The 26,703-nt window shown below is 46.3% G+C and carries 25 protein-coding genes; 16 read left to right on the forward strand and 9 right to left on the reverse strand.

The window, feature by feature from the left end; all coding sequences use genetic code 11:
* Positions 1 to 13: 13 nt before the first annotated feature.
* On the forward strand, positions 14 to 520 hold the full coding sequence (locus NNC77_RS04370) for a toxin-antitoxin system YwqK family antitoxin (RefSeq protein WP_022122080.1): 507 nt from the start codon (positions 14 to 16) through the stop codon (positions 518 to 520).
* A 229-nt stretch (positions 521 to 749) separates the two neighbouring features.
* Here NNC77_RS04370 and NNC77_RS04375 read toward each other — a convergent pair whose 3' ends face one another.
* The 5 genes from NNC77_RS04375 to NNC77_RS04395 form a co-directional block, all read right to left on the reverse strand.
* Positions 750 to 1,502 (reverse strand): exodeoxyribonuclease III, encoded by a 753-nt coding sequence (locus tag NNC77_RS04375; RefSeq protein WP_254970143.1) that lies wholly within the window; start codon positions 1,500 to 1,502, stop codon positions 750 to 752.
* A 140-nt stretch (positions 1,503 to 1,642) separates the two neighbouring features.
* Positions 1,643 to 2,236 (reverse strand): GTP cyclohydrolase I FolE, encoded by a 594-nt coding sequence (folE, locus tag NNC77_RS04380; protein ID WP_006849057.1) that lies wholly within the window; start codon positions 2,234 to 2,236, stop codon positions 1,643 to 1,645.
* 348 nt (positions 2,237 to 2,584) lie between these two features.
* Complete coding sequence (locus NNC77_RS04385; RefSeq protein WP_254970142.1) at positions 2,585 to 3,232, reverse strand: SPOR domain-containing protein; 648 nt, start codon at positions 3,230 to 3,232, stop codon at positions 2,585 to 2,587.
* A 148-nt stretch (positions 3,233 to 3,380) separates the two neighbouring features.
* The gene (locus NNC77_RS04390) at positions 3,381 to 5,474 is read right to left on the reverse strand and encodes a BT_3928 family protein (RefSeq protein WP_254970141.1); all 2,094 of its coding nucleotides are present in this window, start codon (positions 5,472 to 5,474) and stop codon (positions 3,381 to 3,383) included.
* 9 nt (positions 5,475 to 5,483) lie between these two features.
* Positions 5,484 to 6,032, reverse strand: coding sequence for a DUF1599 domain-containing protein (locus tag NNC77_RS04395; protein WP_254970140.1), 549 nt, complete (start codon positions 6,030 to 6,032; stop codon positions 5,484 to 5,486).
* A gap of 111 nt (positions 6,033 to 6,143) precedes the next feature.
* Between NNC77_RS04395 and NNC77_RS04400 the strand changes: the two genes are divergently transcribed.
* From NNC77_RS04400 to folK, 11 genes are all read left to right on the forward strand, one after another.
* On the forward strand, positions 6,144 to 7,586 hold the full coding sequence (locus tag NNC77_RS04400; RefSeq protein WP_234563928.1) for a CCA tRNA nucleotidyltransferase: 1,443 nt from the start codon (positions 6,144 to 6,146) through the stop codon (positions 7,584 to 7,586).
* A gap of 176 nt (positions 7,587 to 7,762) precedes the next feature.
* Positions 7,763 to 8,974 carry an efflux RND transporter periplasmic adaptor subunit gene (locus NNC77_RS04405; protein WP_254970139.1) on the forward strand — a complete coding sequence of 404 codons (1,212 nt, stop codon included), beginning with the start codon at positions 7,763 to 7,765 and terminating at the stop codon, positions 8,972 to 8,974.
* 34 nt (positions 8,975 to 9,008) lie between these two features.
* Positions 9,009 to 12,275 carry an efflux RND transporter permease subunit gene (locus tag NNC77_RS04410; protein WP_254970138.1) on the forward strand — a complete coding sequence of 1,089 codons (3,267 nt, stop codon included), beginning with the start codon at positions 9,009 to 9,011 and terminating at the stop codon, positions 12,273 to 12,275.
* 27 nt (positions 12,276 to 12,302) lie between these two features.
* The gene (locus tag NNC77_RS04415) at positions 12,303 to 13,697 is read left to right on the forward strand and encodes an efflux transporter outer membrane subunit (RefSeq protein WP_254970137.1); all 1,395 of its coding nucleotides are present in this window, start codon (positions 12,303 to 12,305) and stop codon (positions 13,695 to 13,697) included.
* Positions 13,698 to 13,727: 30 nt separating this feature from the next.
* On the forward strand, positions 13,728 to 14,510 hold the full coding sequence (gene lpxA / locus NNC77_RS04420) for an acyl-ACP--UDP-N-acetylglucosamine O-acyltransferase (RefSeq protein ID WP_118139306.1): 783 nt from the start codon (positions 13,728 to 13,730) through the stop codon (positions 14,508 to 14,510).
* A 282-nt stretch (positions 14,511 to 14,792) separates the two neighbouring features.
* Positions 14,793 to 15,671 (forward strand): cell division protein FtsX, encoded by an 879-nt coding sequence (locus NNC77_RS04425; RefSeq protein ID WP_254970135.1) that lies wholly within the window; start codon positions 14,793 to 14,795, stop codon positions 15,669 to 15,671.
* Between the two features lie 75 nt (positions 15,672 to 15,746).
* On the forward strand, positions 15,747 to 15,977 hold the full coding sequence (locus tag NNC77_RS04430; protein ID WP_006849068.1) for a DUF3098 domain-containing protein: 231 nt from the start codon (positions 15,747 to 15,749) through the stop codon (positions 15,975 to 15,977).
* 29 nt (positions 15,978 to 16,006) lie between these two features.
* A complete protein-coding gene (locus NNC77_RS04435) occupies positions 16,007 to 16,852 on the forward strand; it encodes an undecaprenyl-diphosphate phosphatase (protein WP_118139305.1) in 846 nt (281 codons plus the stop codon).
* Positions 16,853 to 16,861: 9 nt separating this feature from the next.
* Complete coding sequence (gene truB / locus NNC77_RS04440) at positions 16,862 to 17,578, forward strand: tRNA pseudouridine(55) synthase TruB (protein ID WP_117727307.1); 717 nt, start codon at positions 16,862 to 16,864, stop codon at positions 17,576 to 17,578.
* A 13-nt stretch (positions 17,579 to 17,591) separates the two neighbouring features.
* Positions 17,592 to 18,776, forward strand: a complete 1,185-nt coding sequence (queA, locus tag NNC77_RS04445) for a tRNA preQ1(34) S-adenosylmethionine ribosyltransferase-isomerase QueA (RefSeq protein WP_006849071.1) — start codon at positions 17,592 to 17,594, stop codon at positions 18,774 to 18,776.
* 92 nt (positions 18,777 to 18,868) lie between these two features.
* Positions 18,869 to 19,276, forward strand: coding sequence for a 2-amino-4-hydroxy-6-hydroxymethyldihydropteridine diphosphokinase (folK, locus tag NNC77_RS04450; protein ID WP_117587514.1), 408 nt, complete (start codon positions 18,869 to 18,871; stop codon positions 19,274 to 19,276).
* Between the two features lie 220 nt (positions 19,277 to 19,496).
* On the opposite strand, the gene rpsO is transcribed toward folK, so the two are convergent.
* Complete coding sequence (rpsO, locus tag NNC77_RS04455) at positions 19,497 to 19,766, reverse strand: 30S ribosomal protein S15 (RefSeq protein WP_022122065.1); 270 nt, start codon at positions 19,764 to 19,766, stop codon at positions 19,497 to 19,499.
* 184 nt (positions 19,767 to 19,950) lie between these two features.
* On the opposite strand from rpsO, the gene typA reads away from it, so the two are divergent.
* Entirely contained in the window at positions 19,951 to 21,753 is a 1,803-nt protein-coding gene (gene typA, locus NNC77_RS04460; protein ID WP_117695513.1) for a translational GTPase TypA, read from the forward strand.
* 57 nt (positions 21,754 to 21,810) lie between these two features.
* Entirely contained in the window at positions 21,811 to 22,722 is a 912-nt protein-coding gene (locus tag NNC77_RS04465; RefSeq protein WP_418323604.1) for a bile acid:sodium symporter, read from the forward strand.
* A gap of 21 nt (positions 22,723 to 22,743) precedes the next feature.
* Here the strand turns inward: NNC77_RS04465 and NNC77_RS04470 are convergent, their stop codons facing one another.
* From NNC77_RS04470 to NNC77_RS04480, 3 genes are all read right to left on the reverse strand, one after another.
* Entirely contained in the window at positions 22,744 to 23,229 is a 486-nt protein-coding gene (locus NNC77_RS04470; protein WP_117587516.1) for an S-ribosylhomocysteine lyase, read from the reverse strand.
* Between the two features lie 115 nt (positions 23,230 to 23,344).
* A complete protein-coding gene (locus NNC77_RS04475) occupies positions 23,345 to 24,043 on the reverse strand; it encodes a 5'-methylthioadenosine/adenosylhomocysteine nucleosidase (RefSeq protein ID WP_022122061.1) in 699 nt (232 codons plus the stop codon).
* Positions 24,044 to 24,128: 85 nt separating this feature from the next.
* Positions 24,129 to 24,287: a hypothetical protein gene (locus tag NNC77_RS04480; protein WP_254970131.1), complete on the reverse strand. Its 159-nt coding sequence runs from the start codon at positions 24,285 to 24,287 to the stop codon at positions 24,129 to 24,131.
* Positions 24,288 to 24,882: 595 nt separating this feature from the next.
* Here NNC77_RS04480 and NNC77_RS04485 point away from each other — a divergent pair.
* On the forward strand, positions 24,883 to 25,098 hold the full coding sequence (locus NNC77_RS04485; RefSeq protein WP_042520066.1) for a helix-turn-helix transcriptional regulator: 216 nt from the start codon (positions 24,883 to 24,885) through the stop codon (positions 25,096 to 25,098).
* Positions 25,098 to 26,696, forward strand: a complete 1,599-nt coding sequence (locus NNC77_RS04490; RefSeq protein WP_254970175.1) for an RNA-binding domain-containing protein — start codon at positions 25,098 to 25,100, stop codon at positions 26,694 to 26,696. Before NNC77_RS04485 ends, NNC77_RS04490 begins: the two co-directional genes overlap by 1 nt.
* The last annotated feature ends 7 nt before the right edge of the window (positions 26,697 to 26,703 follow it).

Consider the following 26,703-nt stretch of genomic DNA (forward strand, 5'->3'; position numbering starts at 1 on the left):
AAAAATAAACGATATGAAACGAATGATATTATTCTCATTGATGGCTTTGATGACCATAGCAGCTTTCGGTCGTAAGCACGTAGAGAATGCAACAGTTGTAGCTGACACTATTTTCTATGCAGAAAATATGAGCAATGTAACCAGTGCAGATCAGGCTAGTTATTACAGACTGCTGATGACTACTGGTTCAGGCCTTAACAAGAAGGACGTTTTCCAGGACTTCTATATGAACGGTAATCTCCGTGCTGAAGGTGGTTATAGTTTTATCGACCTCGGCAACGATCGCAATACTATCTTTAATGGTGAGGTTACTACCTATTATAAGAATGGTAAGGAGAAGTGGCATGGCAACTATGTCAATGGTAAGCGCGAAGGCTACTTCACACTCCAGCTCCGTGAAGGCGGTGTAGCTGTCGTTCAGTTCAAGAATGGCAAGTCTGTTCACGATTACTTCATGGTAACTTACAAGGACGGTTCTTCTGAGAAGAGAAATCTCTCTGAGTTGAAGCAGTTCATGTAATCAGAAATAAGCAACTATAGTTTTGTTACTTCATTGAATTAGAAGAAAATCTCTCTTATATAAATTAAAATTTTATGTTGATATGACCAATATGGGGATGGCTTCCGTGAGGAAGGTGCATCCCCTTTTTTTTTGACCTATATTTACCAACAACAAGAAGAGGGTGAATCATAAACTTATGACACACCCTCTTCTGATTATTCTTATTGATGTTGGCTGAAAGATAGGATTAGAACGTTAAATCTACTTCTACCGGACAATGGTCGCTGCCCATGATTTCAGTATGGATTTTAGCTTCTGTAATCTGTTCCTTGATACGGTTGGAGACAAGGAAGTAGTCAATACGCCAACCGGCATTCTTCTCGCGCGCCTTGAACCGGTATGACCACCACGAATAGGTTACCTCATCAGGGTGGAGATAACGGAAACTGTCGGTAAAGCCATCATTCAGAAGAATGGTCATCTTTTCGCGCTCCTCATCGGTGAAACCGGCATTGCGGCGGTTGGTCTTCGGATTCTTGATATCTATCTCTTCGTGTGCTACATTCAGATCGCCGCAGATGATAACAGGTTTCTTGGCATCAAGAGATTTCAGGAACTTGCGGAAATCGTCTTCCCAAGTCATGCGATAATCCAGGCGCTTGAGTTCTGTCTGAGAATTTGGGGTGTAGCAGGTAACGAGATAGAACTGGTCATATTCCAGCGTGATGATTCTGCCTTCATGATCATGTTCCTCTACGCCCATGCCATAACTTACGTTTAATGGCTTGTGCTTGGTATAAATGGCTGTACCAGAGTATCCTTTTTTCTCAGCGTAGTTCCAATAACTCTCGTAGCCCTCAAACTGAAGGTCGAGCTGTCCCTCCTGCATCTTTGTTTCCTGCAGGCAGAAGAAGTCGGCATCGAGTTCCTTAAACTGGTTCTCGAAGTCCTTGCCTACGCAAGCGCGCAGGCCATTTACATTCCAGGATATAAACTTCATTTTTTGTAATGTTGAATGTTGAATGTTGAATGGGGGAGGAGTGTTGAGTGTTGAATGTTGAATGTTGAATGTTGAATTGCCAGTTGCTATGGCGTATGCCTAATTCAACATTCAACATTCAACATTCAACATTTATATAATTAAATTCTTTTACTTTCTCCTCTCAGCAGACTCATAAACTCCTGGCGGGTGTTCAGTGAATTGAAGACTCCGCTGTAGTCGCTGGTGGTGGTGATGGAATTCTGTTTCTCTACACCTCGCATCTGCATGCACATGTGCTTGGCTTCTATCACTACCATCACGCCCTGCGGATTCAATGTTTCCTGAATGCAGTCTTTAATCTGCTGGGTAAGACGCTCCTGTACCTGGAGACGGTGGCTGTAGATATCAACCACACGGGCAATCTTGCTCAGACCGGTAATTTTGCCGTTCGGGATATAAGCTACATGCACCTTGCCATAGAAAGGAAGCATGTGGTGCTCGCACATCGAGAAGAAATCAATATCTTTCACGATGACCATCTGGTTGTATTTCTCTTCAAAGAGGGCATCGGTCAATACCTTGTGTGCATCCTGTGTATAGCCGCGAGTCAGTATCTGCATAGCCTTGGCTACTCGCATCGGTGTTTTTACAAGTCCTTCACGTTCAGGGTCTTCTCCCAAGAGTTTTAATACTTCAGTATAGTGTTCTGCGAGTTCGTCCAATCCCTCGCGAAATTCTGTTTCTGGATTCATCTTATTTACTTTATAATTGATTATTTATAATTAATAATTAGGCCTACGGTATCAATGCTGTAAACTATTAACTATTAATTGTTATCTGAAGTTTCGCAAGTTTTGCACCACACGCCCTGAAAGGGCAGAAGCTCCTAGCCCAGGGCATCGCCCTGGGTAATTACGGACGCATACCTGTCGCCCTGTAAGGGCAAAAGCTTTAAAACTCCAAGCAACACATAAAGCTTTTGCCCTTACAGGGCGCCTTGTTGATTGCTATGATACCCAGGGCGATGCCCTGGGCTAGGAGCTTTTGGGCCTTCAGCCCGTACTTAAACCACTTGCGAAACTTGAGTTGTTAATTATTAACTAGTACTGTACCGTAATCTGTCCCTTTACAAGGCATGCCTGTCTGTATCCCAGGGAGCGAACCTTGGCAAGCATCTTCTGGGCTTCAGCTAAACTGCGGAAGTTGCCCATTCGGCAAATCCATCTTGGAGAGTAGAAATGAACATAAACCGGCTGCTCAGGGAAATGAACTTTCAGCTGGTTGCCAGTCTGTTCTGCTTTCAGGCGGTCGTTACGCGAATTGCCGCCAGCAAAAGCCTGTACTCTATATCCTGTAACCTTATAGCTCTTGCGCATCACTTTCTTGCGCATATCCACTACAGGTGTCTCTGTTTCTTCTTTTTTGTTCTCTGCCTTTTGGGCATTGTTCACGTGGGCATTCTCTCGGGTTGCCTCATGATGCTGTGGCTCAGTCTTCTTCAGGGAATCAGGACCCTGCTTGTGCTGAGTTTCAGGCTCTTTTTCTTTTTTCTGTGGGGTAGTCTTAGTCTTGTCGTCTTGTGGAATCACTTGTTTGCCGTTTACCAGTTCATCAATCGCCTTACTTTGGTTCACGGTTACAATACCCTTTCCCGGTTCCTTCTGTTTGAGATGGTCCAGGTAGTTCTGCGCATTAGCTGTGAATGTTGAGCAGAGGATCATAATCAATAATGTGACGAATTGTTTCATGACTATTCCTTTTATGTTTGTCGTCTTGTTTTTTAAACGTTACCTTATTTTTAGTTATCTCTATTTATATAATAAGGTGTAATGAAGAATGAAGGGATGCACTTCAGGAAGAAGGCATCCCTTCGGGAAATGTAATATCCTTATGAGATTACTTCTTCCAAGCGTCGATGATACCCTTGAAGTCAGCAGCCTTCAAAGAAGCACCACCGATCAAACCACCGTCGATGTTTGGCTTAGCGAAGAGCTCAGGTGCGTTGCTAGCCTTGCAGCTACCACCGTAGAGGATTGATGTATCCTCAGCAGCCTCGTTGCCATACTTTTCTGCTACGATAGAGCGGATGTATGCCAACATCTCTTCAGCCTGGTCAGAAGTAGCAGTCTTACCTGTACCGATAGCCCAGATTGGCTCGTAAGCAAGGATGATGTTCTTCCAAGCGTCAGCGCTCAAGTGGAATACTGAACCTTCCAACTCAGCCTTTACTACCTCGTTCTGCTTCTCAGCCTCACGCTCCTCAAGAGTCTCACCGCAGCAGAAGATAACCTTCAAACCGTTAGCCAAAGCCAACTCTACCTTCTCCTTCAGAATCTCTGCTGTCTCGCCATAGTACTGACGACGCTCTGAGTGACCGAGGATAACATACTGAGCACCTGTGCTCTTTACCATCTCAGCTGAAACCTCACCTGTGAAAGCACCCTTAGCCTTGTCTGCGCAGTTCTCTGCACCAAGACCTACAATCTCTGAATCCAAAACCTGAGCTACAGAAGCCAAGTGGATGAATGGAGTACAGATTACTACGTCGCAGTTTGGTTTGTCTGCTACCAATGCCTCGTTAATTTCCTTAGCGAGAGCAACACCGTCCTGCAGGTTCATGTTCATTTTCCAGTTACCTGCTACAATTTTCTTTCTCATTTTTCTTTTCTTTTTAAAAGTTGATAATATTCTGTTCGAATTCTCTTTCTTTCTGATCCAGGCGCCCCAAGCCCAGAGCCGGTCGGCAATGGTGAGGAGTACCAGCGGAATGATGAACCAGGAGATGATGCCGGCTATCTTCTTGGCGGCACTTACTTCCGGCATCTTGCCTATCTCGGTCTTCTCCAGTGGCTTGTCACCAATCTCTGCCATGTCTGGCAAATCGTTGTGGCTCCATTTCCGGATGATGGTTCCGTCCTTCAGCAGAAGAAGACCTGGGTTGCTGCGGATTACCGTCTTCAGCGTAGTCTCGTCTGTGACATAGAAGGGATATTCTGCTCCAGTTATGTCCTGCCAGTGCTTGATGGCTTTCTCCGTACTTGCCGTGAGGCAGAGAAACCGGTAGCCATGGTCGTTGGCATATTCGTAAATTTCATCGATATTGCCGAAGTTGCTGTCGTCGGCAAATTCAAGATGTGGCGAAACCAGGAGGAAGGTGTAGCCTTTATCGTGAATTACTTCCTGGGTGATGTCTTCTCCCGTCTTGGCATCAGCTATGCTGAAGTCGTGGATTGGAGGTACGTAACCTTCTTCGGTCTGAACCGTCTTGCTGTCGATGAAGGTCCAGGTAGAGTCGGGATAGTTGTCTATCGTAAACTCCTTCCGCTCTCCGTTCTTCTCCAGGATGAAGGTGGTATCAAACTTGGGTTGCTTGGCTCCTTTCGGTATCTCCATGCCCTTGGCGATGTTGACACCTATATGATAAGGACGGAAGTCGAATTGCGGAAGATACCACAGACTCCAGATACTCATCACGATAGAGAAGAGAAAGGTGTAGTTGATGGCAATCCACTGGGTTGGTTTAGATACCAGCTGTGGCATTTCCTGCGGTTTCTTCCAGAGTAGGATAGCGATGGCAAGGAGGATGAGGTTCTTGACGAACGTCTCCATGTTGGTGAGCACGATGGCATCACCGAAGCAGCCACAATCTTTCACTGGGTCTGCGATGACAATCCACAGGGTAATCAGCGTCATCACGCTCATCACGAGCAGCGCAATCTTGCTGACCAGTTTTCTGCGGATGGCAAGGAGCAGGAAGATACCGATGGCAAACTCGAACATAGCCAGCACGATAGACATCAGCAATGTGCTCCATGAAGGGAACATCCAGTCGATGTGCAGCGCCTCCAGATAGTCGGTTATCTTGTATTGCGTGCCTAATGGATCAATTCCCTTCACAAATCCTGAGAAAATGAAGGTTATTGCCATCAGCAGTCGCCCGATGTTAACCGCTATCTTTGTTAATATGTGAGTTGCCTTATTCTTCATCATTGATTTCTTTTACTTCTCGCTCATTTTGATGGCACCGAAGACGGCATAGTTGATGATGTCCATATAGTTGGCATCAATACCTTCAGAAACGAGGGTAGCGCCGGCGATGTCTTCAATTTCTTTCACGCGCTGAATCTTGGTCAGTATGAAGTCGGTATAACTGCTTACTCTCATCGAGCGCCATGCCTCATCATAGTCATGGTTCTTCTTGAGCATCAGTTCCAGCGCCTCCTTTGCATGGAGGTCGTATAATTTCATAGCCTCTTCGGGTGTCATATCCACTTCATCCACGAAAGGCTTTTCGAGCTGGATGAGTCCTATGATACCATAATTGATAAGGGCGATGAATTCCGGACGGATACCTTCGCCAACCAAAGATTCTTTCTTGATTTCGAGCGAGCGGATGCGCTTCGCCTTGATATAGAGCTGGTCTGTCAGAGAAGAAGGGCGCAAGATTCTCCAAGAGGCTCCATAATCATGAAGCTTCTTCTCAAATAATGTCCTGCATTCGCTCATGACATTCTTAAACTGCTGTTCTGTTTTCAATAAATCTGCCATAATAATTTCGAAATTCGGTGCAAAATTACACATTTATTGTGAAATAGCCAAATATTTATTTTGTATTTTACATATTTTGCAGTAACTTTGCACCCCGAAAGTAGAAAGAGTATGAGAAATTTGACCAATGCCGAACTGGCACAGATACTGGATAAGGATATATTTCATAAGATTTCAGAGGCAGCAGATGGGCTGTCTGTGGAGTGTTATGTAGTAGGTGGATATGTGCGTGACCTCTTCCTGGAGCGACCTTCCAATGATATTGATGTCGTTGTGGTTGGTAGCGGTATAGAGGTAGCTTCTGCCTTGAAGAAGATGCTCGGGAGAAAGGCGCATCTCTCTGTGTTCCGTAATTTCGGAACAGCACAAGTGAAATATCAGGATACAGAAGTGGAGTTTGTTGGCGCCCGTAAGGAGAGCTATCATCGCGATTCCAGAAAGCCTATTGTGGAAGATGGAACGCTGGAGGATGACCAGAATCGCCGCGACTTTACCATCAATGCGATGGCTATCTGCCTGAACAAAGACCGTTTTGGAGAACTCGTAGATCCTTTTGATGGTGTCTACGATATGGAAGATGGCATTATTGCCACTCCGCTCGACCCGGATATCACTTTTTCTGATGACCCGCTGCGTATGATGCGTTGCGTGCGTTTTGCTACCCAACTCAATTTCCAGATAGAGGAGGAGACCTATGATGCGCTCTCCCGTAATGCCGAGCGCCTGAAGATTATCAGTGCTGAGCGAATCTGCGACGAGATGAACAAGATTATGCTCTCCAAGCACCCAAGCAGCGGTTTCTATTACCTGAAAGATACAGGTCTGCTCGATCTCATTCTGCCAGAACTGGTTGCGATGGACAAGGTGGAAACCCGTAACGGTAGGGCACATAAGAATAATTACGACCATACGATGGAGGTGCTCGAGAATGTGTGTAAGCATTCAGATAACCTCTGGCTCCGCTGGGCTGCTCTCTTCCACGACATCGGTAAACCGAAGAGCAAGCGCTGGGACAACAATATCGGCTGGACATTTCACAGTCATAATATAATAGGTGCAAAAATGATTCCGGGTATCTTCCGCCGTATGAAACTTCCGATGGATGCGAAGATGAAGTATGTGCAGAAACTGGTAGAACTCCACATGCGTCCGATTGTGATTGCTGATGAGGAGGTTACCGACAGTGCCGTTCGCCGCCTGCTGAATGATGCCGGCGATGACATCAACGACCTGATGACGCTCTGCGAGGCTGATATCACCAGCAAGAACCAGGTGCGCAAGCAGCGCTTTCTGGATAATTTCAAGATGGTGCGCGAGAAACTGGTTGATTTGCAGGAACGTGATTACAAGCGACTTCTCCAGCCATGCATCGATGGTAATGAGATTATGGAGATGTTCCATCTTACCCCTTGCCGCGAGGTAGGCACCCTGAAGCAGTATCTCAAGGATGCTGTATTGGATAATAAGGTGGCTAATGAGCGTGAACCGTTGATGGAGCTTCTGATGAAGAAGGCTCAGGAGATGGGATTGGTAAATGCAGAAAACTCAAAATAGAGAATAATTTTTGTTAAATAACGGCTCCTTGCGAGCCGTTATTCATTTATTATTAGTACTTTTGCAGCGCTTTTAAAACTTAAAGGCGCATAAAAGTTTTCGTTAGAGGACGGAAAGAACTTTTGAATAAGAGAAGATAAAAGATTAAATAATAAATTTATAATATAAAAATAGGTATGAAAATTAAAAGCGTTTTGTTTGTTGCAGCAGTTTGTGTTCTTGCTGCGTTGACATCATGTGGTGGAAGTAAGAAGGGCGGTCTGCCTAACTTCGGCGACGATGAGTTCGCTGTGGCTACTATCGGTACTTCCAGCGCCGCATTGCAGACTACCTATCCTGCTACCATCAAGGGTATCCAGGATGTAGAGGTACGTCCTAAGGTTTCTGGTTTTATCACTAAGGTTTTTGTACACGAGGGACAGACTGTTTCAGCAGGTCAGGCTTTATTCTCTATTGATAGCGAGACCTATCAGGCTGCTGTCCGTTCTGCTGCTGCCGCTGTAAATACAGCTAAGGCACAGGCAAATACAGCTAAGTTGACTTATCAGAACAACAAAAAGTTGTATGATAGCAAGATTATCGGTGAATATGAACTTTCTACAGCAGCTAACAGCTATGCAACCGCTAAGGCTCAGGTAGCTCAGGCAGAGGCTTCTCTGGCTTCAGCCCGCGAGCAGTTGGCTTGGTGTACCGTTACCAGTCCTTCTGCAGGTGTTGTAGGTAGCCTTCCTTTCAAGGTAGGTGCTTTGGTCAGCGCTTCTGGTCAGGCTTTGACCACTGTTTCCAACACCAGTACCATGGAGGTATTCTTCTCACTCCCTGAGTCTCAGATTTTGAGTATGTCTAAGACCAATGGTAGTGTTCAGGCAGCCATTGCTGCATTCCCAGCTGTTAAGTTGCAGTTGGCAGATGGTTCTATCTATAATCATCCAGGTAAGGTGGTTAAGATGAGTGGTGTCATCGATGCTACATCTGGTTCTATCTCTCTCATTGCTCACTTCGCTAACCCAGAGAAGTTGCTGAAGAGTGGTGGTGCAGGTGCTATCGTGGTTCCTAACGATCATAACAGTGCTATCGTCATCCCTCAGGAGGCCTGCTCTCAGGTGCAGGATAAGATCTTCGTTTATATCGTAACCAAGGATAACAAGGTGAAGTATTCTGAGATCAAGGTTAATCCACAGGATGATGGCAAGAACTATATCGTAACTGCAGGTCTTCATGTAGGCGATCGTATCGTATTGAAGGGTATCACCAAGTTGACCGATGGTCAGCAGATTAAGCCTATCACTTTGGAGCGTTACAATCAGAAGATTGCCGAGGCTGCCAAGTTGGCTGAGTCTCAGGATAACGCTCATGCCTTCGCTACTACTATGAGCGGCAAGAAGTAATATATAATAAGGTATAAAGAAAAATAGGTAAATTATGTCATTTACAAACTTTATAAAGCGCCCGGTACTTTCGACGGTGGTTTCCATCTTCTTCGTCTTGCTGGGTATCATCGGCTTGGTATCGCTGCCTATCGAGCAGTATCCGAATATCGCGCCGCCTACCATCACGGTAACTGCTACCTATACGGGTGCAGATGCCCAGACGGTGCTGAACTCAGTCGTTGTTCCTCTGGAAGAGAATATCAACGGTGTGGAGAACATGACCTATATGACCTCTTCTGCGTCTAACTCTGGTTTTGCTCAGATCACCGTTTACTTCAAGCAGGGGTCCGACCCTAATATGGCTGCGGTCAATGTACAGAACCGTGTGTCTCAGGCACAGTCTCTGTTGCCTGCCGAGGTTACCAGGGTGGGTGTCACCGTAACCAAGCGACAGAGTTCCAACGTACTCATGTTCGCTCTGACTACAGACGATGGCCGTTATGACGACCAGTTTGTTACCAACTACGCATTGATCAACGTCATTCCTCAGTTGAAGCGTATCAATGGTGTGGGTGATGTGCAGAGCCCTTCTACCCGTAACTACTCTATGCGTATCTGGTTGAAGCCGGAGAAGATGAAGGAGTTTGGATTGATTCCTTCTGATATTTCTCAGGCATTGGCTGAGCAGAATATTGAGGCTGCCCCTGGTAGCTTTGGTGAGAGCTCTGATATGCAGTATGAATATACCTTGCGTTACAAGGGTCGTTTGAAGACTCCATTGGAGTATGAGAATATCCTCATCAAGAGCAATACTTCCGGTCAGACGCTCCGTCTGGGTGAAGTTGCCAAGATTGAGTTGGGTGGTTTGCAGTATAATGTAAACCTGCTCAATGATGGTCAGCCTGCCGTGATGGGTATGGTTCAGCAGATTGCAGGTTCTAATGCTACCCAGATTGCAAGCGACGTAAAGAAAACGTTGGATGAACTGGAGAAGAGTTATCCTCCAGGGTTGAAGAATGTCATCCTTCAGGATGTTACTGAGTTCTTGTTTGCATCTATCGAGGAGGTAATCTTCACCTTGATTATCACTCTGGTACTGGTGTTCATCGTAGTGTATATCTTCTTGCAGGACTTCCGTTCTACGCTGATTCCTATGATTGCCGTACCTGTGGCTCTGGTCGGTACGTTCCTCTTCCTCTGGATCTTCGGATTCTCCATCAACCTGCTTACGCTGTCAGCCCTGCTGCTGGCTATTGCGATTGTGGTCGATGATGCCATTGTGGTGGTCGAGGCGGTTCACGCCAAGCTCGACCAGGGTTACAAGAGTGCCCTTACTGCATCTATCGATGCGATGAACGAAATTTCCAGCGCCATCATCTCTATTACATTGGTGATGTCTGCCGTGTTCGTTCCTGTATCATTCATCGGTGGTACTTCCGGTTACTTCTACCGTGAGTTCGGTGTAACCATGGCAGTATCTATCGTTATTTCGGCTATCAACGCGTTGACCTTGTCTCCTGCACTTTGTGCCGTATTGCTGAAGCCACATGAGGAGGGTCACGAGAAGAAGATGTCTTTCATCGACCGATTCCACGCAGGATTCAACTATCAGTTTGAGAAGATTACCAATAAATATAAGGGTGGTGTCAAGTGGGTTATCAACCACGGCATTGTCGCTGGTAGCCTCGTGGCTGTCAGCATCGTAGGTCTGGTTGCCCTGATGGGTACTACCAAGACGGGTCTGGTGCCTGATGAGGATACCGGTACTATCTTCGCTTGTATCTCCACAGCTCCTGGTACTTCTCAGGAACGCACAGCTGAGGTGGTAAAGCAGGTAGATAAGATGCTGGCTAACAACCCAGCCATTGCAACCCGTAACGCCATCATGGGTTATAGCTTTATCGGTGGTGACGGTTCTAACCAGGGTACCATCATCGTGAAGCTGAAGCCATTCGAGGAGCGTCCGGGTGGATTCTTCCACCGTATCAAGGAGGCTTGTACCGGTGGCGGTATCGAGGCATTGTTTGTCAACCCTATGGAATATACTTCTGTGTTGGGTATGATCTACAAGCAGACTGCTACCATTAAGGATGCACAGGTTCTTGCCTTCGCTCCACCTATGATTTCCGGTTTCTCTGTACAGAATGGTATCACCATGACCATGCAGGATAAGACCGGTGGTGACTTGAACAAGTTCTATGACAATGTGAAGAAGTTCCTGGCTGAGTTGAACAAGCGTCCTGAAATCCAGACCGCTCAGACTCAGTACAACCCTAACTATCCTCAGTATATGGTGGATGTAGATGTTGCCAAGACCAAGCAGGCTGGTATCTCTCCATCTTCAGTATTATCTGTGATGCAGGGTTATCTCGGTGGTCTCTACGCATCTAACTTCAATGCCTACGGTAAGCTCTACCGCGTGATGATTCAGGCTGGTCCTGAGAGTCGTATGCGTCCAGACGATCTGAGCAAGATTTACGTTCGTTGTGCTGATGGCACCATGTCTCCTGTAAGCGAGTTCGTGACTCTGAAGAAGATTTATGGTCCATCTAACATCACACGTTTCAACCTGTTTACCTCTATGGATGTATCTGTAACTCCTAACACCGGTTACTCTACCGGTGACGGTATGAAGGCGATTGCTGAGGTTGCCAAGGAGACATTGCCGGAGGGCTACGGCTATGAGTACTCTGGTTTGACCCGTTCTGAGGCTGAATCAAGCAACTCAACAGGTTTGATCTTCGCACTCTGTATCGTATTCGTTTACCTGATCTTGAGTGCCCAGTACGAGAGTTACATCTTGCCTTTGTCTGTAGTGTTGTCTATCCCATTCGGTTTGGCTGGTTCGTTCATCTTCACCAACCTCTTCGGCCACTCTAACGATATCTACATGCAGATTTCGTTGATTATGTTGATCGGTCTGTTGGCAAAGAACGCCATCCTTATCGTACAGTTCGCCCTTGAGCGTCGTCGTACGGGTATGGCCATCAAGTACTCAGCTATCCTGGGTGCCGGTGCCCGTCTCCGTCCTATCCTGATGACCTCTCTGGCGATGGTTATCGGTCTGTTGCCTCTGATGTTCGCATCAGGTGTAGGTAAGAATGGTAACCAGACCCTGGGTGCTGCCGCAGTAGGTGGTATGTTGATTGGTACTATCTGTCAGATCTTCGTGGTTCCTGCTCTCTTCGCAGTCTTCCAGTGGTTGCAGGAGAAGTTGACTCCAATGAAGTTCGAGGACGAGATGAACGAGGAGGTAGCTGCCGAATTGGAGCAGTATGCCAACGCCGCTCACGAAATGAAGGGTATCGAGAAGAAGTAATAACGCAATGTAACTTCAAAGGAAACAATGAAAAAGAATTTAAATATCATCATATTGGGTCTCGCAGCGCTCTCCCTGAGCAGCTGCAAGACTCTCTACGGAAAGTATGAGCGTCCGGATGTGAAGACCAGCGGTATCGTTCGCGATGTAGCTTCTGATACAGATACTTTGGCTGTAAAGGATACTACTACCTTCGCCAATATTCCTTGGCGCAGCGTCTTCACCGACCCTCAGCTCCAGTCGATCATTGAGAAGGGATTGAACAACAATGTCAACCTGCTCAATGCGGCTTTGAACGTGAAGATGGCTGAAGAGCAGTTGAAGTGTGCCAAGTTGGCATTCGTGCCTTCTCTGGCTTTCACTCCTCAGGGAACCATCGCTTCCTGGGACGGCAATGCTGCCACCAAAACTTACACGATGCCTGTTACAGCCAGCTGGATGGTAGACCTCTTCGGCAACCTGCTCTCTCAGAAGCGCAGTGCCCAGATGGCTCTGCTCCAGTTGCAGGATTATCAGGTATCTGTCAAGACCAACCTCATCGCCAACATCGCCAACATGTATTATACTCTGTTGATGCTTGACAAGCAGGTGGAGTTGGTTAACAATATGGAAGGATTGACCAAGGATACTTGGGAGACTATGCAGAAGATGCACGATCTCAGATTGGGTTACCGTACACCAGCCATCCAGTCAGCTGAGTCTAACTACTATTCTGTGTTGACCCAGAAGACCGATCTGTTGCGCCAGATTCGTGAGACAGAGAACTCTCTGAGTCTGCTCATCGGCGACCAGGCACATAGCATCGCCCGTGGCAAGTTGGATAACCAGAGTCTTCCGTCTAATTTCTCAACCGGTGTAGGCATCCAGTTGCTCAACAACCGTGCTGATGTCCACGCAGCCGAGATGAATCTGGCCCAGTGCTTCTATGGTATAGAGACCGCCCGCAGCAAGTTCTATCCATCTATCACCATTTCCGGTACAGGTGCATTTACCAATTCAGGCGGTGCAGGTATCGTGAACCCAGGTAAGTGGTTGCTCTCAGCAGTAGGTTCTCTTACCCAGCCAATCTTCCAGAACGGCCGTATCATTGCCGGTTTGAAGGTGGCTAAGATGCAGTATGAGCAGGCTTACAACACCTGGCAGAATACCGTGCTGAAGGCTGGTAGCGAGGTGAGCAATGCGCTTGTTCTCTACAACTACTCTGATGAGAAGAGCAAGATAGAGCAGAAGCGAATAGAAGTACTCGAGAAGAATGTTGAATCTACCAAGGAATTGATGGGTATTGCAGGCAGCTCTTACCTTGAAATCATCCAGGCACAGTCTTCACTCCTCAACGTACAGCTTTCTAAGGTAGCTGATGACTTCAACAAGATGCAGGCAGTAGTAAATCTCTACTATGCATTGGGTGGAGGAGCTAAGTAGTTTATAGTTAATAATTAATAGTTTATAGTTATGGCTAGTATAATAAGTCCAAAGGCAGAGGTTTCTCCAAAGGCTAAGATTGGAGACAACTGCAAGATATATCCATTCGCCTATATTGAGGACGATGTGGTCATCGGCGACAACTGTACCATCTATCCATTCGTGAGCATCATGAACGGTACTCGCATGGGTAATAATAATAAGGTGTTCCAGGCAGCCGTTATCGCTGCGCTCCCACAGGACTTCCACTTTACAGGTGAGGAGAGTGAGGTAGTCATCGGCGATAACAATACCATCCGTGAGAACGTGGTTATCAACCGTGGTACCCATAAGGGCGGCAAGACCGTTCTGGGCAACAACAACTTCCTGATGGAAGGTGCCCATATCTCTCACGATACCGTAATCGGCAACGGTTGCGTATTCGGTTATGGTACCAAGATTGCGGGCGACTGCGTGATTGGTAACGGTGTCATCTACTCAACATCTGTAGTAGAGAACGCCAAGACCCGAGTAGGCGACCTTGCGATGATTCAGGCAGGTACTACCTTCTCTAAGGATATTCCTCCTTATATCATTGCCGGTGGAAAGCCTGTGAAGTATGCAGGTCCTAACACCATCATCATGGAAGCAGCCGAGCTTACCGAGAAGGTTCGCAAGCATATTGCGAATGCCTACCGACTGGTATTCCATGGTCAGACATCCCTCTTCGATGCCATCAACCAGATCAAGGATCAGGTGCCAGATGGACCGGAGATTCAGAACATCATCCAGTTCCTGGAGAGTTCAGAGAAGGGTGTCATCACTAAGATGTAATGAATGTGCATAAAGGGATTTACCATCCCGAATAGTAAATTTTCATTTAGTAAATTCAAGTCATACCTATTTGAATTTTACTTATTATGTGAAGGGCTGGCCGTGAGGTTGGCCCTTTTCCTTTTTCAATTGAACTTAACTTTTGCCTGTGGTTCGATTAATTAATTGAATAAATGTAAATAAATGCTATTTTATTTTGTAATCTCTTCGTTTATGCGTATCTTTGCAGACAATTTGGGTCATTGTGCCCTTTTGGTTTTAAGTTAGTAAAGATTTTTAAAAATGAGAAAGAAACAATATAAGCCTAGCAATCATCGTGGATTGCAGGTCATTACTTTGTGTATCAGTACCGCTATGGTGCTCATTTTGTTGGGATTAGTTATCTTCTCTGTTCTCATGGGACGCAATCTCTCTTCCTATGTGAAGGAGAATCTCGTGGTACAGGTGATGCTCGAACAGGATATGACTAACCCGGAGGGATTGCAGATGTGTAAACGCCTGAATGCAAGACCTTATGTCAATACGCTGACTTATATCACCAAGGAAGAGGCACTGAAAGAAGCTACCCGCGATTTGGGTACCAACCCGAGTGAGTTTGCCGGTGTCAACCCTTTCCAGCCTTCCATAGAGATTACGACGAAGGCTGATTACGCGAACAATGATTCATTGAAGTGGATTACTAAGGAACTGAAGGCATTCCCGCGTGTTACCGAGGTTACTTATCAGCACGACCTGATAGAACAGGTGAACAATTCGTTGGCAAAGATCAGTATCGGATTGCTGATTGTTGCCGCCTTGCTTACCTTCATCTCGTTCTCGCTGATTAACAATACGGTGCGTCTGGGCATCTATGCCCGCCGTTTCTCCATCCATACGATGAAGCTGGTAGGTGCATCCTGGGGCTTTATCCGCCGTCCGTTCCTGCGCAGGGCAATGCTTGTGGGCGTTGTTTCAGCCCTGCTGGCAGATGGTTTTCTGGGCGGTTGTCTCTATGCATGGTCGCTCCACGAACCGGAACTGATGAATGTTTTGGGTTGGCAGGAACTTGCCATCACCGGCGGATCCGTCTTCCTCTTCGGTATCATCATCACCGCTTTCTGCGCCTGCATCTCAGTCAATAAGTTCCTGAAGATGAAGGCGGGAGACCTTTATAAGATTTAGTTAATAGTTAAAAGTTAATAGTTTATAGCAATCTTGCTATCAACATTCAACACTCAACATTCAACATTAAAAAAAATGGATAAGAAGAATTTAGCATTCGACAAGATGAACTTTATCTTGTTAGGCATCGGAATGGCGATTATTATCATCGGTTTTCTGCTGATGAGTGGCGCCGGTTCTAACGAGCATACCTTCGATACTGATATTTTCAGTACCCGTCGCATCGTTGTAGCACCAACCGTAACATTGATAGGTTTCCTTTCAATCATCTATGCGGTGATTCATAAGCCGAAAGACAATGAATAATTTATAATTAATATACATATTATTATTAGATGGATTTTATTCAGACTATCATTATCTCTATCGTAGAGGGACTGACCGAGTTCTTGCCTGTATCCAGTACGGGCCACATGATTATAGCAGAAAATTTGCTGGGTGTAGATATCCAGGATAAGTTTGTCAACGCCTTTACTGTCATCATCCAGTTTGGCGCCATCCTTTCTGTCATCTGTCTGTATTGGAAGAGATTCTTCTATCCAGAGGCTGTGAAGACCGGTGAGAAGACCTATTTGAAGGCGATGTTCGATTTCTATGCCCGTCTGGTTGTAGGTACCGTGCCTGCCGTGGTATTGGGTCTTGCCTTCAATGATTTCATCGAGTCAAACCTTGGCAATGTACAGCTGGTGGGCTGGATGCTTGTCATCGGCGGTATTTTCATGCTCTTCTGCGATAAGATATTCAATAAAGGCAGCGAACAGACCAAGCTTACTTACAAGCGTGCCCTGATTATCGGTTTCATCCAGTGTATAGCGATGATTCCTGGTGTATCGCGCTCCATGTCAACCATCGTGGGTGGTATGTCCCAGCGTCTTACCCGCAAGGCAGCAGCCGAGTTCTCATTCTTCCTGGCAGTGCCAACCATGTTTGGCGCCACCTGTCTCGAGGTTTATAAGCTCATCAGCCATGGCGGCGGCTCATTGCTCACCCAGGGCAACAACCTGTTCACATTGATATTAGGCTCAGTGGTAGCATTCATCGTTGCCATTCTCGCCATCAAGTTTTTCATCAATTATGTCACCAAGTACGGTTTTGCAGCTTTCGGCTGGTACCGTATCGTAGTAGGACTTATCATTATCATCTGCGGCCTATGCGGTGTAGATATGCAGATGGTTGACTAAACATAAACTATGGATTTCAGAAAAGGAGAAATTATTGCCATCGACAAGCCTTATCGCATGTCGAGTTTCGGAGCCCTGGCACATGTTCGCTATCTGCTCAGCAAGAAGCTCGGTTTTAAGGTGAAGATAGGACATGCCGGTACGCTCGATCCCCTTGCCACTGGCGTGCTGGTGCTCTGCACCGGTAAATGTACCAAGCAGATAGAACAGCTGCAGACCCATACCAAGGAGTATACAGCTACCCTGCAGCTCGGTGCTACTACCGCCAGCTACGATAAGGAACACAGCGTGAATCACACCTATCCTACGAAGCATATCACCCGCCAGCTGGTGGAGGAAACGCTCAAACAGTTTGTGGGCGAGATTCAGCAGGTTCCGCCTACCTACAGCGCCGTAAAGGTGAATGGCGACCGCTCTTATGCCTTGCGCCGAGCAGGCGAAGAGGTTCAGCTCAAGCCGAAGACCGTGCGTGTAGACGAGATAGAACTCACCGATTATAACGATGAGGAGAAGACCGCCAGCATCCGTGTGGTTTGCGGCAAAGGTACTTACATCCGCTCCCTCGCCCGTGATATCGGCAGGGCTCTCGATAGTGGCGCCTACCTTACCGCCCTCCGCCGTACCAAGGCAGGAAGTTTCGCAGTAGAAAACTGCATCAGTTTTGAACATTTCCAGGAATGGCTTGATGAGCAGCCTCTCGAAGACAGCCTTCAGCCATCCAAGTAATAAAAAATATAACATGAAGCTATCACAATTTAACTTTAAGTTGCCAAAAGATCAGGTGGCACTTTATCCGCATAAGGCAAAGCACGTGGTAAAAACGGCTAGTGGTGAACGTACATTCGAGATTACTCGCCGCGATGAGTCCCGACTCATGGTTCTCCACAAGAAGTCAGAAACCATCGAGATGTACAAGAAAGATGAAAACGGCAAGGATATGGTTGATGCCGATGGCAATCCAGTATTCCTGCAGTTCAAGGATATCGTGAATTACTTCGAAGAGGGCGATACCTTCATCTTCAACAATACCAAGGTTTTCCCAGCCCGTCTTTATGGTACCAAGGAGAAGACCGATGCCAAGATTGAGGTGTTCCTGCTCCGTGAGCTCAATCCTGAGATGCGCCTTTGGGACGTATTGGTTGAGCCTGCCCGCAAGATCCGTATCGGCAACAAGCTTTTCTTCGATGATGTCAACGAGATGGTTGCCGAGGTTATCGACAATACCACCAGCCGTGGCCGTACCCTCCGTTTCCTCTATGATGAGGATGGCAATCATGATGTCTTCAAGCGTTCGCTCTTCGCTCTGGGCGAGGCTCCGCTTCCTCGTTACGTTATCGATGCACGTGAGGATCATCACGCTACAGAGGATGATATGGACGATTTCCAGTGTGTTTTCGCTGAGGTAGAGGGTGCTGTTACTGCTCCTGCTACCGGTCTTCACTTCTCACGCGAGCTGATGAAGCGTATGGAAATCAACGGTATCAACGAGGCTTATATCACCCTGCATTGCGGTTTGGGCAACTTCCACGATATTGAGGTGGAGGACCTTACCAAGCACAAGATGGATTCTGAGCAGATGATGATCAGCCAGGAGGCATGCGATCTGGTTAACAAGACCAAGCTTGCCGGCCATCGCGTCTGCGCTATCGGTACCAGTGTGATGAAGGCAACAGAAACGGCTGTAGGTACCGATGGTATGATGAAGGCTTTCGATGGATGGACCAACAAGTTCATCTTCCCTCCATACGATTTCGGTCTTGCTGACTGTGCCGTAGCCAATTTCTATCATCCGGAGTCAACCCTGATGATGAGTACTGCAGCCTTTGGCGGTTACGACCTGGTTTACGAGGCATACAAGATGGCTGTGAAGAATGGCTATATGTTTGGCTGCTATGGTGATTCTTTGTTGATGCTTCCAGATTAACAGTGGTATAAACAGTTTTTATACACATAGAAGTTGTTGATATTCTGGGTTTTAGCTTAGTTATCCACAATTTTATAAAAGTGTGAATAAGTATGTATCAGGTATATTTAAGTCTCGGTACGAATTTGGGCAACCGAAAGCGCAACATTCGCGAGGTAATAGAAAAGATAGGAGAGCAGATTGGTGTGGTAGAGCGCCAGTCTGCTCTTTACGAAACCAAGCCTTGGGGTTATTCATCTCCCAACGACTATATCAATGCCTGTGTGTTGGTTCTCACCACGATGGCTCCGCGCCAGGTGTTGGAGGCTACGCAGCGCATAGAGCGCGAAATGGGGCGTACCATGAAGTCGGTGGATAGCGAATACCATGACCGCATCATCGACATTGATATCCTGATGATAGATGACTTGGTGATAGATGAGCCCGATTTCAAGGTTCCTCATCCGTTGATGGAGGAGCGTGAATTCGTGATGAAACCGCTGAAGGAGATACTCAGGTAATTTAAATTTAGTAAGTATGCAAAAACGGGCTAGGAGTTTTTGGTAGAGCAACAGGATGGTTGCCAGCGTCAGATAGATGATGCTGGTTTGTGGTTACAAGTTCTACAAAGTGCTGTTCTAAGAAATGAATTATATTCTTTTTTTTTATGCAAGAAAAATCCCACCGCTCTTGCGAACGATGGGATTCTGTTCTGTTAAGCAATGTGTCTGCCTAAGCTGATTACTTACGAAGACCGAGGGCCTTGATGATAGCACGATAGCGATTGATGTCGCGATCATACAAGTAATCGAGCAATGCACGACGCTTTCCTACAAGCTGTGTCAACGCACGTGTTGTAGTATAATCTTTACGGTTCTTCTTAACATGTTCCGTCAAATGAGCAATACGGTATGAGAACAATGCTATCTGGCTCTCAGCTGAACCAGTATCAGAGTTAGACTTTCCGTACTTGCTAAAGATCTCTTCTTTTTTTGCTTTGTCTAAATACATAGCTGTAAAAACTTAATTTAATAAAATATGAATATGTTTAATTTTGTGCATCTGCTGACCTTCCTCACGGTGGTTTCATTAAAAATGCGGTGCAAAGATACAACTTTTTGCCGAATTATGCAAACATTTCGGGATTTTTTTGTAATTTTGCACCCAAATTTAAGTATTTAAGGTAAAAATTAAAATGCAAGACATTAGAAACATTGCAGTTATTGCACACGTTGACCATGGTAAGACTACATTGGTCGACAAGATGATGCTCGCCGGTAAGCTGTTCCGCGACGGCCAGGATAACAGCGGCGAAGTGCTCGATTCCAACGACTTGGAGCGCGAGCGTGGTATCACCATTCTCTCAAAGAATGTATCTATCAATTGGAAAGGTACTAAGATTAATATCCTCGATACTCCTGGACACTCTGACTTCGGTGGTGAGGTTGAGCGCGTGCTCAACATGGCAGACGGATGCCTCCTCCTCGTCGATGCTTTCGAGGGTCCGATGCCTCAGACCCGTTTCGTGCTCCAGAAGGCATTGCAGCTCGGACTGAAGCCTATCGTCGTTGTTAATAAGGTAGATAAGCCTAACTGTCGCCCTGAAGAGGTGTACGAGATGGTATTCGACCTGATGTGCGACCTCGATGCTACAGAAGAGCAGCTCGACTTCTCAGTAGTTTACGGTTCTGCCAAGAACGGCTGGATGGGCGAGGACTATAATCATCCAACAGACAATATCGATTATCTGCTCGATAAGATTATTGAGGTTATCCCAGCTCCTAAGCAGCTCGAGGGTACTCCACAGCTCCTTATCACATCACTCGATTACAGCTCTTATACTGGTCGTATCGCCGTAGGTCGTGTACACCGCGGTACATTGAAGGATGGAATGAATGTTACCATCTGCCACCGCGACGGAACCCAGGAGAAGACCAAGATCAAGGAGCTCCACACCTTCGAGGGTATGGGCCACAAGAAGACCGATCATGTAGATTCAGGCGATATCTGTGCCGTTATCGGCTTGGAGAAGTTCGAGATTGGTGATACCATCTGCGATTTCGAGAATCCTGAGCCACTGCCTCCAATCGCTGTCGATGAGCCTACCATGAGCATGCTCTTCACCATCAACGATTCACCATTCTTCGGTAAGGAAGGCAAGTTCTGTACATCACGCCACATCCAGGAGCGCTTGAACAAGGAGCTCGAGAAGAACCTCGCTCTCCGCGTACAGCCTTACGAGGATTCTACCGATAAGTGGATTGTATCAGGCCGTGGTGTGCTCCATCTCTCTGTACTCATCGAGACCATGCGCCGCGAGGGCTATGAACTCCAGGTAGGTCAGCCTCAGGTTATTTATAAGGAGATTGACGGTGTGAAGTGCGAGCCTGTAGAGGAGTTGACCATCAACGTACCAGAGGAGTTTGCTTCTAAGATGATTGATATGGTAACCCGCCGCAAGGGTGATATGACCTCTATGCTGAACATGGGCGAGCGTGTAGACATCGAGTTCGATATCCCTTCACGTGGTATCATCGGTCTGCGTACCAACGTGCTTACCGCTTCTCAGGGCGAGGCTATCATGGCTCACCGCTTCAAGGAGTATCAGCCATACAAGGGTGAAATCAGCCGCCGTTCTAACGGTAGCATGATTGCGCTCGAAACCGGTACTGCCTTTGCTTACGCTATCGATAAGCTGCAGGATCGTGGTAAGTTCTTCATCGATCCGGGTGAGGAGGTTTACGGAGGCGAGGTTGTAGGTGAGCATGTTCACGACAACGACCTGGTAGTCAACGTAACCAAGGCTAAGCAGCTTACCAACGTACGTGCTTCCGGTTCTGACGATAAGGCTCGCGTCATTCCTAAGACCGTGATGAGTCTTGAGGAGTGCCTGGAGTATATCCGTGAGGACGAGTACGTAGAGGTAACTCCAAAGAACATGCGTATGCGCAAGATTGAGCTCGATCACCTGAAGCGCAAGCGCAGCAACAAAGACTAAGCAGAAATGTTTTTGTGGAGATTTTTTAGAAAATTTTCATTGCCCTGCTCCCTGGTTATGGGAGCATTGGGCTACCTGATATTCGCCAATGTGCCCTTCCTGGTGCCCATTGGCGATTATTGTGGTCCGAGGTTGGTAAGTCTGATGCCGGTAGTGCTGTTCTCCCTGCTCTATGTTACTTTCTGTAAGATAGAAATCAAGGAGATGAAGCCTAAGGCGTGGCATTTCATCCTCCAGCTCATCCGTACCTCGCTGTCATTGATGATGGTGGTGCTTATCTTTGAGTTCGGCTCCGATTACAGCACCAAACTGATTCTCGAGGGTGCCTTCATCTGCTTCATCTGTCCTACGGCAGCCGCCGTGGCTGTGGTTACGGAGAAGTTGGGCGGCAGTATCGGTTCGCTGACCACCTATACGGTCATCGCCAACATTTTTACGATGGTCATCATTCCGAGTCTTTTCCCGATGGTAGAGAAAGGGGCAGACGTATCGTTCCTCATGATGAGTGCGATGGTGTTCCGCAATGTCACTACCGTGCTGGTGGTGCCTCTGCTGCTTGCCTTGCTGAGCCGCAGGTTCCTGCCAAAATGGGTGGATAAGGTGAAGAATGTAAAGGATTTAGGCTTTTATATGTGGTGTTTCAACCTCACGATACTGATGGGCGAAACGGTTCGCAACATGCTCCATGCCGAGGTATCGGGCGTAACGATGCTTCTGCTGCTCTTTGTACCGCTGCTGGTATGTCTCCTCCAGTTTGCCATCGGCAAGGCGGTAGGCAGGCATTTCGGTGCGAGTATCAGTGCCGGTCAGGCGTTGGGACAGAAGAATACGGTAGTGGGCATCTGGCTCACCCTCACCTTCCTGAATCCTCTTGCTGCCGTAGCACCGGGTGCCTATGTAGTATGGCAGAATCTGGTCAATGGCTGGCAACTTTGGTATAAAGAAAAATATGGCAAGCTTAAGTGGTAAGCTTGCCATATTTTTTTGTTTCTAATCCTGGGTAGGGTAGATGAGGTTTTCTTCCCTGATGCAGCAGAGCACCTCATCCAGATATTTTCTGGCTTCATATTTCGCCATAGGCAGGTCGTGGAGCAGGTAGTTGCCGCAGTCCTTTGCCGCCTGTCCCGGAATCTCACCCTCGAAATCGGCGATAAACTTAAAGGTGCGCTTCATCAGTTCCACGATGTCCTTGCTCTCCAGGTCGCCCTTGATAAGGAGATAGTTGCCCGTGAGGCATCCCATCGGTCCCCAGTAGATGATGCGGTCCTTCCACTCCTCGTCGTTGCGCAGATAGGTGGCAGCCAGATGCTCAATGGTATGGATGGCGCCGTTGTGCAGACAAGGCTCCTGGTTAGGCACCTTCATGCGGATATCGAATGTTGTGATGACTTCTCCGCCTACTTCGTCCTTACGGCTCACGTAGATGCCGCGGAGCAGCTTATTGTGATTGATTGTAAAACTTGGAATCTTATTCATCTTTTTTATAATGTTGAATGTTGAGTGTTGAATGTTGAGTGTTGAGTGTTGAATGTTGAGTGTTAAATATTGAGTGAAGAATCATTCAACATTCAACACTCAACATTCAACACTTCTAAAGACTTTCGAGGAAAGCCTTGGTAACATTGAAAGAGCCTTCAGCCATCTTAGCCCAGAAGTCGAAATACTGCTGTGCCTTGGTATCTTTCAGCGGAACATCGCTGATGATGCGGAAGGAGATGAAAGGTGTCTTGTAGATGTGGCAGGTCTGGGCGATAGAGCAGCTCTCCATATCCACCGCCATCGCCTGAGGGAAGTGTTCCAGGATAGAGCGCATCTTCTCCTTGCTGTCTACAAACCATTCGCCGCTCACAATCTGTCCGGCGTGGATCTTCGGGTGCCTATTGCCCGGCAGGTTGTTGATGGCGAGTGCCTTCTCCACATATTCCTTAGGTGTTTTGAAGGAAGCAGGCATGCCCAGAATCTGTCCGAATTCGCATTCCTCGCCGCAGTAGGCATCGTGGTAAACGCAGTTGGTTGCCACCACCACCTCAGTCACGTTGAGGTTGATATCAGCGCCTCCAGCCACGCCAGAAGAGATGACGAGGTCAGGGTGATAGTTGTCAATCATTTCCACGGCACCTATGGTACTGTTCACCTTACCGATGCCGCATTGTTGCATCACCACCTCGTTATTGCCTATCTTTCCGATAACGAAGTCCTTATAGTTTTTTCTCTCAACCTGCGATTCGGTCAATAATGTCTTGAGTTGCGCGAACTCCTTGTCCATCGCAACGATAATTCCTATTTTCATCTTGTATACTAACTTTTGGGTGCAAAGTTACTAAAAATATTGCAGAGAGTAGCAAAGTTTAAGGAGTTTTTAAGGAAAAAGGCTTTTAAAGGTAAAAAAGTAAAAAAAGCCCCCGATGCGTGATGCACCGGGGGCTTCGGCCGGTTACCGAAGTAGCATACCACTTCTTCTTCTTACCTGCGTTTTCACCAGTCTGAGGTGTGCGCTGTACTTTACGATATTTCAATGTTCCTTTCTGTTCCATAATCTTTAGTTTTAATGTTTAATGTTGAATGTTTAATGTTGAATGTTGACTTGGTGGGGTGCACAAGCCTTCTTGAATCACAGTGCAAAGATACTGCAATTTCCCGATACCACCTAATTTCAGCGTGTGATAAAGCGCGATTTTCAGCACGCTTTCAATCCGAAAACTGTTAAACAATCTAACTCGCTCTAAATTGGACTTTAATTGAAAATCAAGAAGTTGGGCGTTTGCCTATATTATATAGGTAACAATATGGAAACGAGCGGACTTCTGCTCGTTTCTGTATTTTGCAATATGCAAAGAACACTCCTTTTACAAATGCAAAGTTAAAACTAAATTCTTAAAAACAAACTTTTCTGCTTTCATTTTAGGATTATTTATGAATCGGTTTATGTAGCACCCCAAATACCTTTAAGTATAACTTGCTTTGTCCCTTTATGTTGCTTTGATGAGATAAGAACAATCAAAGTAAAGCCTATTACAATAATGCGAAATTTTCAATTATTTACGATTTCTGTAATTTTTTTGAGAATATTACACCTCTATTTAGAATAATTATTGTATTTTTGCATACGAATTATATATCTATAAAAGTATGGCAAAGAAAGATGTAAACAGATTGAAGATAATGTTGGCAGTAACCAAGCACTCAAACAAGTGGTTGGCAGAAATGTTGGGTAAAGACCAAGCAACCATTTCTAAATGGTGCACAAACACTTGCCAACCAGACTTGGAAACCTTAATACGGATTTCTGATTTGCTGAAAGTGGATGTAAACGATTTGTTGAACAAAGAATGTATCAAAGAATGATGAACGATATATTGAAAAAGATAAAGGCTGGCGAGGTGTCGGGGGTGCAGTTCAAGGAACGCATTCTCGACAAATATGATATTGCCTGTGAGTTAGTGGCGTTCAGTAATTCACATGGTGGCAAGTTGGTAGTTGGTATAAAGGATAAGACCGGAGAACCCAATGCCTTGTCGTATTCTGAAGTACAAGAAACAACTAACCTGTTGAGTGACATTGCTTCAGAAAACGTAGTGCCATCCATTCTGATAAAGATAGATTCTGTTGAGGTCGAGGATGGCAACTTGGTTATTGCTACTGTGAAGGAAGGACTCAACAAGCCTTATCATGACAACAAGGGAATCGTATGGGTGAAGAATGGTGCCGACAAGCGTAAAGTGTTCGATAATGCTGAACTTGCAGAAATGATGACCGACTGCGGTAGTTTTGCTCCAGACGAGGCTGGTGTTAGGGATGCAACTGTCAACGACCTTGATGCAACGACTATCAAGCAGTTTCTTGGCAACCGTTTTGAGAGAGTTTTGGAAAAGAAAGGCTTGACAGGTGACGCTTTTAATGAAGCATCACTTGATATGATATGCTCTGCCATAGCTAAGGGACATGACTGTGAGAAGATACTTCGCAATCTGCGATTTATCCGTCCTGATGGTACACTGACCGTTGCTGCCATGCTTTTGTTTGGCAAATACACCCAGCGCTGGATGCCAATGATGACAGCCAAGTGCATCTGTTTTGCTGGCAACAGCATCGGCGGCAAGGTTTTCCGTGACAAGGTGAATGATGCAGATATGGAGGGAAACCTGCTTCATCAATATGACACGATCATGGATTTCTTCACTCGTAATCTGCATAATGTGCAGGTGGGAGATGAATTCAACAGCATGGGTAAGTTGGAAATACCTTATACCAGTTTGGTTGAGTTCACAGTAAACAGCCTTGTACATCGCTCGTTGAACATGAAAGCCCCTGTTCGCATTTTCATTTTCGACAATCGTGTTGAGATTCACAGTCCTGGTGCGTTGCCTAATGGACTTACTATTGAGGATATCAAGGCAGGAACTTCCATGCCTCGCAATATGTTCCTTTTTAACAATGCTATATACTTGCTGCCATACACTGGTGTAGGTAGCGGCATCACTCGTGCTCTGGATGAAGACATCAATGTCACATTTATGAATAATAACAAGGCACAGGAATTTGTCATCACGGTTTGGAGAGGAGAAAGTAACCAAGTCGGTAACGAAGTCCATGAAAAAAGTACCCAAGTCGAAGACCATGACACTGGACTTAGACACTCTGACACTGACTTAGCCACCGACCATGATACTTTTGCCGAAGACCATGACACTATACATAGTTACCATGACACTAACCATGACACTAAAAGAGTGCCATTGACGAATAAACAGAAGGATGTAGTAAACTTCTGTAGCGTGCCAAGAACAAGTAGGGAAATTTTGGAAAGAGCCGGTGTTGTCTATCATACAAAAAATATAGCCAAATACATCACCTCCCTTGTTGCAGCAGGGTATTTGCAGATGACTAATCCAGATAATCCTACAGCAAGTAATCAAAAATACAAGAAAGTAAACAAAAGATAAGAAGCGT

It is taken from the genome of Segatella copri (assembly GCF_024330485.1).
Classification (GTDB): domain Bacteria; phylum Bacteroidota; class Bacteroidia; order Bacteroidales; family Bacteroidaceae; genus Prevotella; species Prevotella copri_L.